The 15,268-nt window shown below is 45.4% G+C and carries 15 protein-coding genes; 6 read left to right on the plus strand and 9 right to left on the minus strand.

Annotation, left to right across the window (positions count from 1 at the left end):
* Positions 1 to 13 precede the first annotated feature (13 nt).
* From ACXAGP_RS10370 to ACXAGP_RS10380, 3 genes are all read right to left on the minus strand, one after another.
* The gene (locus tag ACXAGP_RS10370; RefSeq protein ID WP_475261246.1) at positions 14 to 391 is read right to left on the minus strand and encodes a hypothetical protein; all 378 of its coding nucleotides are present in this window, start codon (positions 389 to 391) and stop codon (positions 14 to 16) included.
* Positions 392 to 541: 150 nt separating this feature from the next.
* Entirely contained in the window at positions 542 to 916 is a 375-nt protein-coding gene (locus tag ACXAGP_RS10375; protein ID WP_475261247.1) for a hypothetical protein, read from the minus strand.
* 179 nt (positions 917 to 1,095) lie between these two features.
* Positions 1,096 to 2,331, minus strand: a complete 1,236-nt coding sequence (locus ACXAGP_RS10380) for a serine hydrolase domain-containing protein (RefSeq protein WP_475261248.1) — start codon at positions 2,329 to 2,331, stop codon at positions 1,096 to 1,098.
* Positions 2,332 to 2,569: 238 nt separating this feature from the next.
* Between ACXAGP_RS10380 and ACXAGP_RS10385 the strand changes: the two genes are divergently transcribed.
* Positions 2,570 to 4,744, plus strand: a complete 2,175-nt coding sequence (locus ACXAGP_RS10385; protein ID WP_475261249.1) for a winged helix-turn-helix domain-containing protein — start codon at positions 2,570 to 2,572, stop codon at positions 4,742 to 4,744.
* Between the two features lie 114 nt (positions 4,745 to 4,858).
* Complete coding sequence (locus ACXAGP_RS10390) at positions 4,859 to 5,131, plus strand: hypothetical protein (RefSeq protein ID WP_475261250.1); 273 nt, start codon at positions 4,859 to 4,861, stop codon at positions 5,129 to 5,131.
* Between the two features lie 46 nt (positions 5,132 to 5,177).
* Here the strand turns inward: ACXAGP_RS10390 and ACXAGP_RS10395 are convergent, their stop codons facing one another.
* Positions 5,178 to 6,047 (minus strand): LysR family transcriptional regulator, encoded by an 870-nt coding sequence (locus ACXAGP_RS10395; RefSeq protein ID WP_475261251.1) that lies wholly within the window; start codon positions 6,045 to 6,047, stop codon positions 5,178 to 5,180.
* A 97-nt stretch (positions 6,048 to 6,144) separates the two neighbouring features.
* Between ACXAGP_RS10395 and ACXAGP_RS10400 the strand changes: the two genes are divergently transcribed.
* Positions 6,145 to 6,864, plus strand: coding sequence for a hypothetical protein (locus ACXAGP_RS10400; protein WP_475261252.1), 720 nt, complete (start codon positions 6,145 to 6,147; stop codon positions 6,862 to 6,864).
* Between the two features lie 622 nt (positions 6,865 to 7,486).
* On the opposite strand, the gene groL is transcribed toward ACXAGP_RS10400, so the two are convergent.
* Positions 7,487 to 9,133, minus strand: a complete 1,647-nt coding sequence (gene groL / locus ACXAGP_RS10405) for a chaperonin GroEL (protein WP_475261254.1) — start codon at positions 9,131 to 9,133, stop codon at positions 7,487 to 7,489.
* Positions 9,134 to 9,171: 38 nt separating this feature from the next.
* Positions 9,172 to 9,462: a co-chaperone GroES gene (locus ACXAGP_RS10410; RefSeq protein ID WP_338294367.1), complete on the minus strand. Its 291-nt coding sequence runs from the start codon at positions 9,460 to 9,462 to the stop codon at positions 9,172 to 9,174.
* A 257-nt stretch (positions 9,463 to 9,719) separates the two neighbouring features.
* On the opposite strand from ACXAGP_RS10410, the gene ACXAGP_RS10415 reads away from it, so the two are divergent.
* Positions 9,720 to 10,331 (plus strand): DJ-1/PfpI family protein, encoded by a 612-nt coding sequence (locus tag ACXAGP_RS10415; protein WP_475261255.1) that lies wholly within the window; start codon positions 9,720 to 9,722, stop codon positions 10,329 to 10,331.
* Positions 10,332 to 10,356: 25 nt separating this feature from the next.
* Here the strand turns inward: ACXAGP_RS10415 and ACXAGP_RS10420 are convergent, their stop codons facing one another.
* The 3 genes from ACXAGP_RS10420 to ACXAGP_RS10430 form a co-directional block, all read right to left on the minus strand.
* Positions 10,357 to 11,523 carry a sugar ABC transporter substrate-binding protein gene (locus ACXAGP_RS10420; protein ID WP_475261257.1) on the minus strand — a complete coding sequence of 389 codons (1,167 nt, stop codon included), beginning with the start codon at positions 11,521 to 11,523 and terminating at the stop codon, positions 10,357 to 10,359.
* Positions 11,502 to 12,341 carry a type 2 periplasmic-binding domain-containing protein gene (locus ACXAGP_RS10425; RefSeq protein ID WP_475261258.1) on the minus strand — a complete coding sequence of 280 codons (840 nt, stop codon included), beginning with the start codon at positions 12,339 to 12,341 and terminating at the stop codon, positions 11,502 to 11,504. The genes ACXAGP_RS10420 and ACXAGP_RS10425 overlap by 22 nt, the downstream gene beginning before the upstream one ends.
* A gap of 101 nt (positions 12,342 to 12,442) precedes the next feature.
* The gene (locus ACXAGP_RS10430; RefSeq protein ID WP_475261259.1) at positions 12,443 to 12,961 is read right to left on the minus strand and encodes an FxsA family protein; all 519 of its coding nucleotides are present in this window, start codon (positions 12,959 to 12,961) and stop codon (positions 12,443 to 12,445) included.
* A gap of 159 nt (positions 12,962 to 13,120) precedes the next feature.
* Here ACXAGP_RS10430 and cutA point away from each other — a divergent pair, with 159 nt between their 5' ends.
* Positions 13,121 to 13,438, plus strand: coding sequence for a divalent-cation tolerance protein CutA (gene cutA, locus ACXAGP_RS10435; RefSeq protein ID WP_475261261.1), 318 nt, complete (start codon positions 13,121 to 13,123; stop codon positions 13,436 to 13,438).
* Complete coding sequence (locus ACXAGP_RS10440) at positions 13,435 to 15,264, plus strand: protein-disulfide reductase DsbD (RefSeq protein WP_475261262.1); 1,830 nt, start codon at positions 13,435 to 13,437, stop codon at positions 15,262 to 15,264. Before cutA ends, ACXAGP_RS10440 begins: the two co-directional genes overlap by 4 nt.
* The last annotated feature ends 4 nt before the right edge of the window (positions 15,265 to 15,268 follow it).

Genomic DNA, 15,268 nt, shown 5'->3' on the forward strand with positions numbered 1-15,268 from the left:
ATAAGAGTGTATATCAAATTGCCAAGGCGCGCTGTTGTGCTTCGCTATCAAACAGTTGTAAGGGCAGATCAAAGCCATGTTTTTGTAAGAAATTACAGCTTTCTTTAACTGAAAAACACTTGTGAACCTTTATCTGCTTGGTACTGCCAAAGCTAAGTAAAAAGTCTCCTTGGTCAGCGCGATCCACAAGCCAGACTTCCTGAGATTGATTGCGGCGGTCGGTATCGAGACTGTTGGCAAACTGGCCTGCGATATTATTGGCGTGGATATGGCAGTCACGCATATCCACGAGCAATGACCATGTATTCCGGTTTACTTGTTTGATTGTGTCACTGAGCTGTGACATGTAACACAAGTCGATGGCGGGGTGCCAATCACCTCTTAATGTCACACAAATCACTTTGTTGTGGATGGTAATATCGAACCAGGCGGGGATCATACTGCTAATTAACTGTTGCTGGGCTTAGCAGATTAACGCCATTGTGTGACGTTAAGATTAAGCCGCTATTACCTGTCGGTTAAACTGACGGATGGCGTTTTGTCAGAAATCGATGCCGTATTGACTTAGCCATGTGCGGGCGGCAGATACACTTGTACAGCGTTTTAACGGGATTTTAGCCTTTTCAATAAAGTGAATCAGGTGGGCTCCTTGCGACAGATCATCCACTAACCAGCACTCGGCCATTTGGTTGCGTCTGTCCATGTGAAAAATGGTTTTCTGTTTGAAATTGACCATATCCTCACTTATCACCCAACCCCGCATGTCTACAAGCAGTGCCCATGGAGTCCCCCGAACTTTTCGCATTGCTGCGGACAACTGATTCAGGTAATCCAGATCAGACTTAACATCCCAGCTACCTTCAAGGTTTACCTTGATTAGATTTTCGCAAACTAGTACCTGAAAACTGGGGAGCATGACAAGACAAAAGGGTGAAAAAGTGGAGGCAATATTACCACTTTTTACATTTCATGGCAGATTTTATTGCTATTTAGTCGCCGCTTTAAATATAGCTATGAAAAATAAAAGGTAAATCAACTGAGTGATATAGTTACCGCTCCATCAATATTCTGGTGGAGCGGCTAGATTAAGGTTCTTTACAAGAACAGTGGGAGGATGTGCTCTGCCACCATTTGCTGAGTTTTGTCATCTCTATGATGGGCAGTCACCACTACCACCAGATCCCGCTCTTTTACCAGCATGATATACATACCGCCACCACCTTGCGCGGAGGCACTGGTAAACTTCTTTTTACCAACACTTAAGTCCGTTCCCCAAAAGTAGTAGCCATAGCCCTGATTGGATACATCCTTACCACCGCCATAGATATCATCATCGCCGTTATAAACAATGCGGCTGGTGGCCTTGTTGAGATATTCCTCGGAGATCAGCTGCTCACCCTGCCATTTGCCATTATTCATGGCCAGCATGCCAAACTTCAGCATATCACGTGAGGTAAAGCTGGTTTTCCAGCCAGATTCAGGTAATCCGCTGGGGGCGGTTTTCCAGTCGTAATTACGGATCCCTAGCTTATCGAGTAATTCTTTTTTGATGAAGTCTTTAGCTGAGCCGGGAACGACTGCATCCAGTACCTGCATAATAAACTGCGGGCCCGTACCATAGTTGAATACCTGCGTCTGTTGCGAAATGGGTTTGCTGGTTTCCAGGATAACCTGGATCTCGTTTTGCCCTTTTAGCTGCTGTGGATTTTCGTTAATCGCTTTCCATTGTTCTTCGCTAATATCGATACCTGTGGTCATGGTAAGCGCGTGATGCAAGGTGATTTTTTCGGCCCCGGCTACTAACTTTTGTGGATTGAGATGGGTTAAAACGCTGATCACTGGTTTGTGCAAATCCGCCATAGTGAGATAACCCATTTGAATCGCCCTGCCTACAGCCAGAGAGGTATAGCTTTTAGTGGCGGAGGATTGTGGATGAGACAAGTCTATTCGGCCACGCCTGTAGTAGGATTCAAAAAGCAAAGTTCCGTTTCGGGCAATCAGTAAACTATCAAGCGTGCCGTGTTGACCAGCTGCGATTTCTCTCACTAGCTCGGTTAAGGCAGGTTTGCTTATCTGGTTATTGGAGTTAGCAACGGTAATTCCATCGTCTTGCTGTGTTGGTTTGAGGGTCATGTAGGGAGTTTTAAGTTCCGGAATATCCCAGAAATCCAGATCCAGTTCTGGAACACTCCAGTGCTGTATTAAGGTTTCTTGTTTTGTTGCCTTTGGAGCGTGTTGCAGAAATGCACTGTTATCCGCTGCGCTATAACTACTAAAACTACTAATAAGTACAAGCCCAATGAGGCTTTTAAACGGGAATTTGATGTTCATGGTTTTCCTTTATTTGCGCTTTTAAAGTCACACTTAACGTTTGTCTGTTGGTTGACCAAGCTATCCGAATACAGCTGAAAAACATGAAAATCTGCTGATTTGTCGCTGATTTTAAACTGATTGTCGACTCGCTATTTTGCTCCTGGGTGGATGGTGATACCTTTAGCAAAAAATGGATGGCGCAGCGTTCCTTGATTAAAGTGACCGGGACTTTAAAGGGAGGCTGCAAAGAGGATTTATGGCGGAACAATTTTGGCTGGGTGGTTTTTTCATTGATTTGTCTCGCAATCAGATCACTCACAACAATAAAACCATTACATTGCCACCAAAAGCACTGGCGGTACTTACTTATCTTGCTGAACACCAGGGCAAAGTTGTCAGTCAGGATGATTTGCTGGATAACATCTGGCAAGGCACTATAGTCGCGCCAAACACTTTGCAGCGTTGTATCGCACAATTGCGCAAAGCCTTGGGGGATGACAGTAAGCAACAGGCCATTATCAAAACCCACGCCAAAAAAGGCTATAGTCTGGAGTGCCATGTGCGTTGGCAAGCAACGGATGGTAGCGCTTCTCAAAGCAATAGCGCCACCATACAGTTGAGTGAACAGCCGAGATTATCTGAAAGCGATAAAGTTAAGAGCGATATTGAGCTTGGCAATGGGCCAGATATAACTAAATCCCCAAAACAGCCGGAACTGAAGTTTGCCTTCGGCGCTGTCGTGCTGCTATTGGTTATTGCGGCTATCAATTTTTGGCCTGCAAGCAATACGCAATTCAGCTTCGAAGTTGAAAATATACGACCGCTCACTACCACTGATAACCGAGAGCTGGCCAGTACTTACTCACCTGATGGCAAATACATCGTATTTAAACGCTATCCAGAGATTCTCTGTGTAAACTCACTCTGGGCAAAAAATACCGAAACACAACAAGAATTCCAGCTCACCGACAACGTCAGCTTTTTTGGCACTCCCGCCTTCTCTACAGATGGCAAAACCCTGGCCTTTGTTAAAGAGGAAGATTGCAGGAAACCTATTACTCAAAAGAGTTGTTTTAAGCTGCAAAGTATTGATTTTGCATCGGCACTCAATGCACCGCAATCACCTGAAACGTTGCTTGAATGCAACAATACTGAAATTCGCAGTGCCACCTGGTTGAATAACGATGAAATTGCTTTAATGCAAAAAGAGAATGAGAGCTGGCGGCTGATAAGCTATTCCATTAGCAATAATAAAAGCACAACCCTGTATGCCCCTGATTCTGGCAACGTCATTGCTTTTGATTATTCTTCTGAAAAAGAACTAATTGCCTTAACCAGTAAGTTACAAGACGGCAAGTTTTACATTGAGACCCTGCGCTCAGATGGTCAGCGACTCTCTCGTCATGCCATTCAATATCCGCAGGAAATTGCAGGCTTTCGTCCCCTGTACCCACGTCTTGCACCATCGGGCGAACTGATGGTATTCAGCACCGGTAGACAGTTGTTTACACTGACTTTTAAAGGTGAGATTAATCGCGTGAGCGTGCCTTTAGATCAGGCCATTGGGACGCCAGTATTTCATCCGGATGGTAAACACCTGTTAGCCATCAAAGGCTATTACGACAGTGATATCGTCTCTATGTCTGGAGCGCAGTTTGCCGTTGACGCGGCCACAAACAACGAGTCAAATCCTGAATATACTGCGCTTTATCGCTCTACCCATGGAGAAGATCTTGCTGTATTCCAACCGGGTGGTGATGGCATTGCCTTTATTTCGAATCGCTCCGGTACTTCACAAATCTGGCTGGCAAGTGGTAATAACTTGCGACAACTCAGTGACTTTCCGCTAGATACCTATATTAGCGGTTATGCATGGAGTGCAGATGGCCAAAATATTCTGATAAGCGCATCATATGAAGTCACTCAAATCTCGCTGGATGGAAAATTCTCGACCTTTAGATTCGCGTCTCCTGTCTCCACTATATTTGATTGGGATAAACTAGCTCAAACCGCATTGGCTATAGCGTGGGTAAATGGCGTAAAGCGTTTTGTGGAACTCAATCTGGCAAATGCTAGTATGCAGGTACTCAACAACAAACAGGTGACCTGGGCACAGAAAAGTGAATCTGGCGCACTGATCTATAAAGATCACCTGGAGCGTTACTGGCGGCCAGGGCCGGCAGAGGATAAGCTCATTACCGCACTGATAGAGCAAGGTAGCGATCGACATGCGGTTATTTTTGAAGATGTATTGTATGGTATCAATCGCGACTTTCAGTTGTGGTCTTATGATCTAGACGATGCCAGCTTTAACATCCTGGCTGACTTGCCAGATACAGTGGATGCCATCACTGATATTAACCACGAACGAATCTTACTCACCATGCGTATCGACGCCCGTAAAGATGTGGTGGAACTAACGTTGAAATAGGGCCATCAAAAGGCCCGAGGTAGTTGAATGAGTTGCAAAGTTATATTTGAATCGTTGACTGAAATAACGAGTACAATAGTTTTCCTATGGTTCAGTCCTGGATAAATTGAACGAATGCAAAAACACCTTAATAGTTCGGTTAAGCCACTTTTGCTGGCTCTGATTATCTGTTTTAGTCCAGTAGCGTTAGCCACTAATGGCAAAATTCAGTGGGAACTCTATCTGATTGCGATTTCTGTTATTTCGGTAGCCGGTGCCTGGTGGTTTACCAGTAGAAAAAACTATGAAAGTTCGTCAATCAAGTTCCTTGCCGCCAGTGTTTACTTCTGGATTTTTACCTTTTTTCAAACCATTATCTGGGCTTTAATCTATGAGCTAACGGGTTAAATCAATGTTTTTAGCCGACCCTACAACCATCAAAAAACGCTAATCCTCAATGCACACCCGATATCAATCCGATATTTTTTTCAAAGGTTTCATACAGAAATTGCATGAGGGCTTTGATGCGAGGAAGGTCCCTTAGATCTGGATGTGTTAGCACCCACATTTCAGATTGAGGTGTCACTTCAGCGCCTTCCAGCCTCACCAGGTGTTTTGATTGCTCCGCCATAAAACACGCCGCCCTGCCAATCCCCAAACCTTGCTCTAAGGATTTGAAAACACCGACAATATCATCAATTTGCAAAAACACGGGTGCATTGGGGTAAGGAGACGACCTTAGCCATTCAGGGCGCGGTCCTTGACCCGTGCGCGTGATCCAGCGCAGCTCAGATTCAGGGGTATTACTGAGATAATCTGGATTGCCATAAAAGGACAAGCCATAAGGTGCAAAACGCCGCCCCACCAGATGAGGAGGTGGCGTATTGGTACTGCGAATAATCACATCGGCCTCGGCATTATCCAAATCTACAAAGGCGGTAGAGCAATGCAAGGTCAGTTGGATATCCGGATGATTTTTTTGAAACTCACTCAGTGGATTCATCAAAAAATATTGGAATAAAGGCTCGCCCAGAGACAAGGTGATGGGGCCTGACAGCGCGTTGGATTGAATGGCGTTGGTCCTTTGCATGCTGAGTTCAAGCTGTTCCATTTTGGTAGCAACCTGAATGAAGGAACATCCCAGTGCGGTGGCGTTATAACCGTCAACCAGTCGTTCAAAGAGGGGGGCTTGTTGTTTTCTTTCCAGTTGATCTAGTCGTCTGGCAACCGTGGTATGTGTAGTGTTTAACAGCTTCGCCGCACCGCGCAAGGAGCCTGCTCGATGTATCGCCAAAACTACTTGATAACCATTCCAATCTTGCATGGCACGATAATACACCAGGGCAAGTCAAAAACAATCCTCTCGCGTTGAGTGTTGGATAACGTAAGTTAAAACAACAATTTAGTACGGAGAGTTAAAAATGAATAATCGAATCTGGTTGGTGATGTTGCTGACACTTTGCGTTGTTTCCTCTGTGGTGAAGGCGGGTGAATCAGGCATCAGCTTTTCACCGGGCGCGGCGATGCAGGTGATAGTTGCCATCGGCAAAGAGAATGCACAAGACGTCAGAACAGAATACTATAACACGGCGATACCTTTGGCTCGTTCGTATGGCTTTTCAACGGTAGCGAGGCTTAAAGTGGATAAAAGTCTGGTGGGTAACATAACCGCCCCCGTGATTGTGATTGGAAAATGGGATGACGCTGAACGTTGGCAGGCGTTTCAAAATGACCCTCGTTGGCCAGCACTCAAGGCAATGCGCGCTAAAGGGTGGCAGCAACTGGATTTATACACCAAAGCCCTGGATTCGGCAGTGACGTTAAGCTTTAACCCCGATAAATTCTATACCCTGGCGTTTGCGTCATTTAATCCGGAACATCCCAATGATTACGCCAGCTACTTACACAATATTCAGCAGCCGCTGAGTGAAGCCGGTGGTAAGTTCATTCATAAAATGATTCAACCAAGTTTTGACACTCATAGCGAGTTTGCTCCACAAGTGAATCAAATAACCCTTGTGGAGTGGGATAGTGCAGAGGGACTGCAACAGCTGCTCACTTCCCCTGATTATCTAAAGCACAAGCACTTTTTAGAAACCGGGGTAACAGATTTTGCTTTTTTACGTGTTTCAGCGATGTAGGTTCGAGTTTACTCGGACAACAATGGTTGAATCTCACTTCATCGTAGAACTGGTCTATTTTTGCTCCCTGCAAATTAGACATTCACGACATCCATGTAGCTTGCCGATTAATGCTCCATGTAAAATCGGCTTAAATGGCTGTCCAGAATTAGTTGACCACTGCACATAGGGTTATCAAGTTACAGTGTTTTACCAATAAGATAAGACACTTAGAGTAAGTGTGCTAACGAAGGCTAATATTGTTGTTCGCATGAAAGTGAATAGACCGCCCCATTTCCCCTCATGAAGCGCCATTGAAAAACGTCAAGCAAGTTGCCGGTGATTTTCAGGGATGAAAATCAAGTCACGCCTAAGCATGGACGCGCATCGTGACGACGGAAACTTGCAGTTTTTCAATGGATTAAGCGTAAGGCGGGGAGCCTTTTTCTTTCGCATACGGTTTCTTTTTGGCAAAAAGAAATGGTATGTGGACCAAAGGGATTTGGTTCAGAAGAGCCATGGATGGCGTCTGTCAGGCTACATTAAAGTCAAAGAAGATATGCGGATTAGCAATAGATTGTAATAAACAAAAAACCCGGCAAGTGCCGGGTTTTTCGTAGATAGCTTAAGTAGCCAGGGCTGATTACATCATGCCGCCCATGCCACCCATGCCGCCCATGCCGCCCATATCTGGAGCTGCAGGTGCTTCATCTTTAGGTGCATCAGTAACCATGCACTCAGTAGTGATCATTAAGCTTGCGATAGACGCTGCGAATTGCAGAGCTGAACGCGTTACTTTAGTTGGGTCAAGGATACCCATCTCGATCATGTCACCGTAAGTGTCGTTACCCGCGTTGTAACCGTAGTTACCTTCGTTGTTCTTAATCTCGTTAGTAACAACAGACGCTTCTGCACCGGCGTTAGTAGAGATTTGACGCAAAGGAGCTTCCATCGCACGTAGTGCCAGGTTAACACCGTGAGTTTGGTCTTCGTTGTCACCAGTCAGGCCAGCCAATTTAGCTGCAACACGAACCAGAGCAACACCACCACCAGGTACTACACCTTCTTCAACCGCTGCGCGAGTTGCGTGCAATGCATCTTCTACGCGCGCTTTTTTCTCTTTCATTTCAACTTCAGTAGCTGCGCCAACTTTGATAACTGCTACACCGCCAGACAATTTAGCCAGACGCTCTTGCAGCTTCTCTTTGTCGTAGTCAGAAGTTGATTCTTCGATTTGACCACGGATTTGCGCGCAACGACCTTTAATCGCTTCTTCGTCGCCAGCACCGTCAACAACAGTTGTGTTGTCTTTGTTGATAACGATACGCTTAGCTGTACCTAAATCTTCCAGAGTCGCTTTTTCTAGCTCAAGACCGATTTCTTCAGAAATCACAGTACCGCCAGTCAGTGTAGCGATGTCTTGCAACATAGCCTTACGACGGTCACCGAAACCAGGTGCTTTAACCGCAGCAACTTTAACGATACCGCGCATGTTGTTAACAACCATAGTTGCCAACGCTTCGCCTTCTAAGTCTTCGGCGATAACCAGTAAAGGCTTAGACGCTTTAGCAACAGCTTCTAATACTGGCAACAATTCACGGATGCTAGATACTTTCTTGTCAACCAACAGGATGAAAGGGTTGTCTAGTTCAACAGTGCCATTGTCCTGGTTGTTGATGAAGTAAGGAGACAGGTAACCGCGGTCAAACTGCATACCTTCAACAACGTCTAATTCGTTTTGCAGAGCCTGACCTTCTTCAACAGTGATAACACCTTCTTGACCAACGCGGTCCATTGCTTCTGCAATGATGTTACCTACTTCTTCGTCAGAGTTTGCAGAGATAGTACCTACCTGAGCAATAGACTTGCTGTCTTTACATTCAGTAGACAGGGCTTTTAATTCTTCAACTGCAGCAGCAACGGCTTTGTCGATACCGCGCTTAAGATCCATTGGGTTCATACCCGCAGCAACAGACTTCAGACCTTCAGTTACGATAGATTGTGCTAACACAGTTGCAGTAGTTGTACCGTCACCGGCTTCGTCGTTCGCTTTAGACGCAACTTCTTTAACCATCTGTGCGCCCATGTTTTCGAACTTGTCTTCCAGTTCGATTTCTTTAGCTACAGATACACCGTCTTTAGTGATGGTAGGAGCGCCGAAAGACTTGTCTAAAACAACGTTACGGCCTTTAGGACCTAGTGTTACTTTTACTGCGTTTGCTAAAACGTTAACACCCGCCAACATTTTTGCGCGAGCGTCATCTGAGAAGCGTACTTCTTTAGCTGCCATGTTTAATTCCTCTAAATTTGCTTAGTTGATGGGGTGGATTATTCGACAATTGCCAGGATGTCGCCTTCGCTCATGATAAGCACTTCTTCGCCATCCAGCTTTTCAGTTTTAACGCCATATCCATCATTGAAGACAACGATGTCGCCAATTTTTACGTCAAGGGCACGTACATCACCGTTGTCAAGAATACGGCCGTTACCCACAGCGATAACTTCGCCACGTGTTGATTTTTCAGCAGCAGAGCCAGTTAGAACGATGCCGCCAGCAGATTTAGTTTCCTGCTCGTGACGCTTTACGATAACGCGATCGTGTAAAGGACGAATTGCCATCTCAAGATCTCCTGATCAGTCTTGTTTAATAAAATAAAAACCCTTCGCAGGGCGGTTATTTCTGCCATCGTGCTTGCGCAAGACAGCTTGTTGTTTATGTCTGCAAGCCTAGATGGGGGTCTCAATATCGATCTCAAGGACTTTTTTTAAAAAAAAGTAAATTTTTCCGATTTTGTCCCAAAATGCAGTGTGAATGTCCGGTAAATCAGTTTACGTGCACTGATAATGAGAGCAGTTAATTGTTAAGGAGCAAGATTATGAAGCGCAAAAAACTGGCGATTCTCATTTTTGATCAGGTGGAAGTGTTGGATTTTGCCGGACCCTTTGAGGTGTTTTCGGTAGCTGATGAGCTACACCAATTCTCGCTATTTGATGTATGCACCGTCACCTGTTCCGGTAAACAAATAACGGCGGTGAACGGCTTAAAAGTAGTGGCCGATTACGACTTTGATGATTGCCCGGCAGATATCGACATTTTGGTACTACCCGGCGGCGATGGCACTAAACGACATCATGGTGATCCGACTTATCAAAACTGGATTGTGGAAAAATATAAAAAGGCTGAACAGGTATTATCGGTTTGCTCTGGCAGCCGCTTTTTGGCCAGTGCTGGGTTATTGAATTCTAAGCGCTATTGTACTCATCAAGAGGTCTACCCGGCTCTCGCAGAGCTTGCTCCTCAAGGATTACCACAGCAGCACTTGCGCTACGTTACTGAAGGTAAGCTGACTTCAGCGGGGGGCATATCAGCGGGTATTGATGCGGCATTTGATGTGTTGCAACGAATAACCGGGACCGAAGTAGCCAATAAAACTGCGCAATACATGGAGTATTATCGCAACCCTGCTGAAATGCATAAGCGTTATTGATCGTAACTTGTATCGGCAATGGAGATTAGTAATTGCCTTTTGTCTCGGCAGCATTTTGGGCATTTTCTAACATTTCTTCCGCACTGATTTTATGATCGAGATACAGCGGCAGATCCCTTCCCAAGGATATCCATATCTGGTGCATCGCGGCACTGTTTGGGGAGCGGTGAGAGCGTTGGAGTTGAGTGTAGATAGCACTCAGCGATGGGTCGTTAAGGTTTTCAATAATTCGCTTGGTACCTTTGTGGACGGGCATCAGGTAGCCGTTTAAGGCAAACCTGGTCTGTACCTCCATACTGGTTAAGTAGTCTATCAAGCGCTTTAAGAGCAATTGCTCGTCGTTGTCTAACAGTTGATGGGGCAAGAATAAACCCACTGTTGTGTAATAACCTGCAATAGGCTGACCGTTGATGCTGGGCAGTGGTGCAACCCCAAAGTTGTCAGCCAATTGTTTGGCATTTGTTGTTGCAGCATTGTCTACATCAATGCTGTAGGCCGTTTTACCCTCATGAAATAAGGACTTTCCACATTCCCAGCCGCAGTTAGCAGCAAAAGTATGATTAGCTTGTTGTTGCTGATAGAAATTTAATGCATTGAGGTTAGCGTCAGAATTGATATCAGGGACGCCATTGTGGTTAAAAAAGCCGCCATTAAAGGCTTTTAAGAAGCTCAACAGATAAAACGGTGAATGAAGCGGGAATCCGATAGGGGAAACGCCCAAAGCTTTTAGCTGTGCAGTCTGCTGCGTCAATTCTTCCCAACTAGTGGCGGGTTTTGCAATGTGTTTTTTATTAAAATATAACAGCAAGTGGTTGCCACTAAAAATTGGGATCCCGTAGAGCATTGAGTCTACCCTTACCGAATCCAAATATGAGCGTGCAACAGATTCCGGTACCCAGTGGTGCGGGACAGGGGATAGAAACGACTGTATTTTACCAACCTTGTCAGCTGGCATTAGAATTGCCGTTGGATAAAGCGGAGATGTTTTTGCCTGGATTTCGTTTTCATGCACATCGGTATAGATTATTTCTAAAAGTGCATCGGGATTTTTATCGTTAAACATCTCTTCTAATGTGAACATTAGCGACTCGTGTCCCTTGAGAGAATGCAACAATTTTAGTTGTTGAGCGCTTTGCGTTGCGGGCGCAATAAGCAGCAGACCGAACAAGATTAGTACGAGAGTTCTGGCCATGCGTACACCTCGCTACTGTCTACAAATGGATTTTCAAGTTTAAACAGGGTTCTGTCAGGTAGATTAGCTTTGTTGATTGCGCCGGCTTCGATCGCATTAAACAAAAGATCGAATGAGCCGTCCTCAATACTGAGTAGTAACCCTTGCTCAATGGCGTTAGCTAAATCATGGTTGTTTGGATGGACGAAGAAAAATACGTAGGTGGGATAGTGGAAGGCGAAATATTTTTCTACTGCGACATTGTTAGCTTTGTGCTTTCTCGCTTCTCGCCAAATTTCCAGTATGGAGCGCGGAAAGTAATCTGCACGTTCTTTCACCAACAAATCGAACATGGCTTCATAGCGTTCAACCCCCATAATGTTGAGCTGATTGTGCTCAAATATTCGCGTGTCAGGCCAGTCATGACCTTGTATCGCTATTCTTTCCTGCTGCAAAGTGGTAAAACTCAATCCGGGTGGGAAGTCTGATTGTCGCGTGTTCTTGATAAGTAGCAGCCGATAGCCAAACAGGCCCTTATAGATTGGAATTTTGATGGCTTTTAAATACTGCTCTCTTTCATTACTGGTCATACTCCAGGCGACGTCAATCTCGACGTCTTTACTAAGCAGCATCAACGCTCGTCCTTGTTGAATATCTAGGCCCGATTCGGCTAATTGATACTGATGTTCCGCTGCGCTTTTAGACAGCGCTAACTTTAATAGCGCAACGGGGTAACCGTCGCTGAAGGCTTGAAATGGATAAGTGATCAGTTGTGTCCCGGCATGGGCATTTCCGAAAATGCACAGAGATACAAATAATCTGAGTAGATGGCTGGTCATCAGTACTGGCTGGTTTTTACCAAAGCGCAATTATAAATTCGCAACAGTATAATATTTATCCAGGCACAATGCCCTGCTACTTTGGTGGTAGGCGCCGAGCACTAGTCGTCTTTGCGTTGATACTCGCCTTCGATGACACTGGGATCGTGAGGCTTATGGCTATTTTCAAATGGTTGTTGCGATTGTTGTTGCTGTGATTGGAAGGGCGACTGTTGAAAACCTGCTCCTGTTGAGTGATGCGCGGACGAGTGATGCATCACCACGCGATGACCAAAATTCTGCATCAGGTAGCGGGCAATCAAAGGACGCGTCAGCGGCATGGAAAATAAAAAGCCGATACCATCGGTAACAAAACCCGGTGTCACCAGTAATACACCGGCAATTAACAGCAACAAGCCCTCTGCCATTTCTTGGCCGGGCATTTCTCCACTGCGCATTTTGAGTTGCGCGTTAGCCAGGGTTTGCACGCCTTCTTTGCGCACCAGGTGTGCGCCTACAAAGGCCGTTATGATCACGATAGCGACGGTATTCCAGCCGCCAATAATCTCACCTACATTGATCAAAAGGGCTATTTCAATAATGGGTAAAATCGCGAATAATAAGAAAAGTTTTGCAAACACGTTCGTCTCTTTTAGCCTGTGCTGTATCTTTATCTACATTGAGGCTTTGTAACAAAACTCAATGCGTTGAGTGTAACCAGGTTTTTCCGCCGGTTTTTTCCTGAACAATGAAATAGTTATTCAGGCAAGCGGGTCTTTAAACACGCTCCAGGAGCTATTATGTCAGATTTATGTGTAATTTTATGTACTTGTCCGGATAAATCACACGCCCGCGATATTGCTTGTAAAGTTGTCGAAGCTAACTTAGCGGCTTGTGTGAACATTATCCCCGGTGTGTTGTCGGTATATCGTTGGCAAGGCAAGGTACATCAAAGTTCAGAGTGTCAGATGGTGTTTAAAACCCATAAAAAGGCGTTACAGGCACTGCAAAAGTTGGTTTTTGAAGTGCACCCCTACGACGTTCCGGAGTGGGTGATTTTAGAAGCCGACGGTGCAGGTTCAGAATACGAAGAGTGGATTAAAAGTACGGTTCAATGAGTAGTAAAAATCAGTTTTTATTTGTTTTATCTTTTGTTTTCTTGTTTCTACTGGCGGGTAGTTTAGCCCCCTCTCAAGCCAGACAGTTTGAAAGCAGCGTTGATGATCTGTTTTCCGATACTCCGGAATTTTTACCTGTTGACGATGCCTTTATTTTTGATTTCGCCCAGACAGAGAACAAGTTAAAACTTACGTGGCAAATTGCGGATGGTTATTACTTGTATAAAAAGCAATATAAGTACGTCGAAAAAGACATCAGTGTTTCAGAGCCAGAATTTCACTCTGCCCATGAGCAAATAGAAGATGAGTATTTTGGCATTTCTGATGTCTATTTTAACGAGCTGGAAATTTCTCATCTTATTCAATACGCCAAACAAGATGGCGTACTCAAAGTTCGTTATCAAGGCTGTGCGGAAGCCGGCTTATGCTACCCACCGACCACTAAGCTGGTGTACCTGAATAAGGTGACGTACAGTGGTTTTCCGCCTGACAGCGACAATACAGCGGTAGAAGCCACACAGTCTGATGAAACGGTATCGGAGCAATTTGAATTACAGAACATGCTGGCAGGCGAAAAACCGCTGGTAATTACTTTACTCATCTTCGTACTTCTTGGAGCTGCACTGGCCTTTACGCCGTGTGTGTTTCCCATGTATCCCATTATCTCCAGCATCGTAGTGGGGCAAGGCAAACAAGCAAAAACTTCTCGCGTGCTGGTTTTATCCTTCTTTTATGTGCAGGGCATGGCCATTACTTACTCGCTAATTGGATTAGCAGTCGCTAGTGCCGGGGTACAATTCCAAGCTGCGCTGCAAGCTGATTGGATCCTCATTACCTTTACTCTTATTTTCACGCTATTAGCGCTGGTGATGTTCGGTGCCTGGGAACTACAACTGCCTTCGAGCTGGCAGGTCAAACTCAATAACATGAGCGCGCAACAAAAAGGTGGTAGTTTTGTTGGGGTATTTATCATGGGGGCTATTTCTGGCCTGGTGGCATCCCCCTGTACCACTGCGCCGCTGACTGGTATCTTGTTGTTCATTGCGCAAAGTGGTGACTTAGTGCTTGGTTTTACTGCGCTGTATGCTTTGAGTATTGGTATGGGCATACCGCTGATTATCTTTGCTGTTACCGGTGGCAAGTTGCTACCCAAAGCCGGTAACTGGATGAACATCGTTAAGGTCACCTTTGGCTTTATGATGTTGTCCGTCGCGCTGTTGTTCATGGAGCGCATGGTGGAAAACGTCTGGACTAATCTCGCCTGGGCCATGGTTGGAATGGCAATGTTTAGTTATTTCTACGTGATGAATCAAAACAGTAACGCCACCTTCTGGAAGGGCGTGCGCACCTTGGTGATTTTCCTCGGACTATTTGTCTCAGCCATGTGGGGGTGGCAGCATCTGCAAGCTGGGCTCTTGGGAGTTGATGGCGCGAAAACCGGCATTAGCGCCACAAAAGCACATCCCGAATTTACCATTGTGAAAGACCTGGCGGATTTTGATAAAAAGCTCGCAGCGGCCAATGCTCAAGGGAAATCGGTGATGATCGATTTATACGCTGATTGGTGTGTGGCCTGTAAAGAATTTGAAAAGTACACCTTTACCGATGTTGGAGTGCAGGATGCCCTTTCCAATACGGAATGGATGCAAATCGATCTGACCGATAATACCCCACAATCCATCGAGTTTCAGGAAGCCTTCGCGATTTTAGGGTTGCCCACTATTATGTTTTTCGATGAGCAAGGCAATGAATTGGATAGTGCCCGTGTAACGGGTTTTATGAAGGCGGCTAAGTTCGAAGCTCATGTGCGTAAGGCGCTAAACTAACAAG

This window comes from Planctobacterium sp. AWM4_229 (assembly GCF_056160305.1).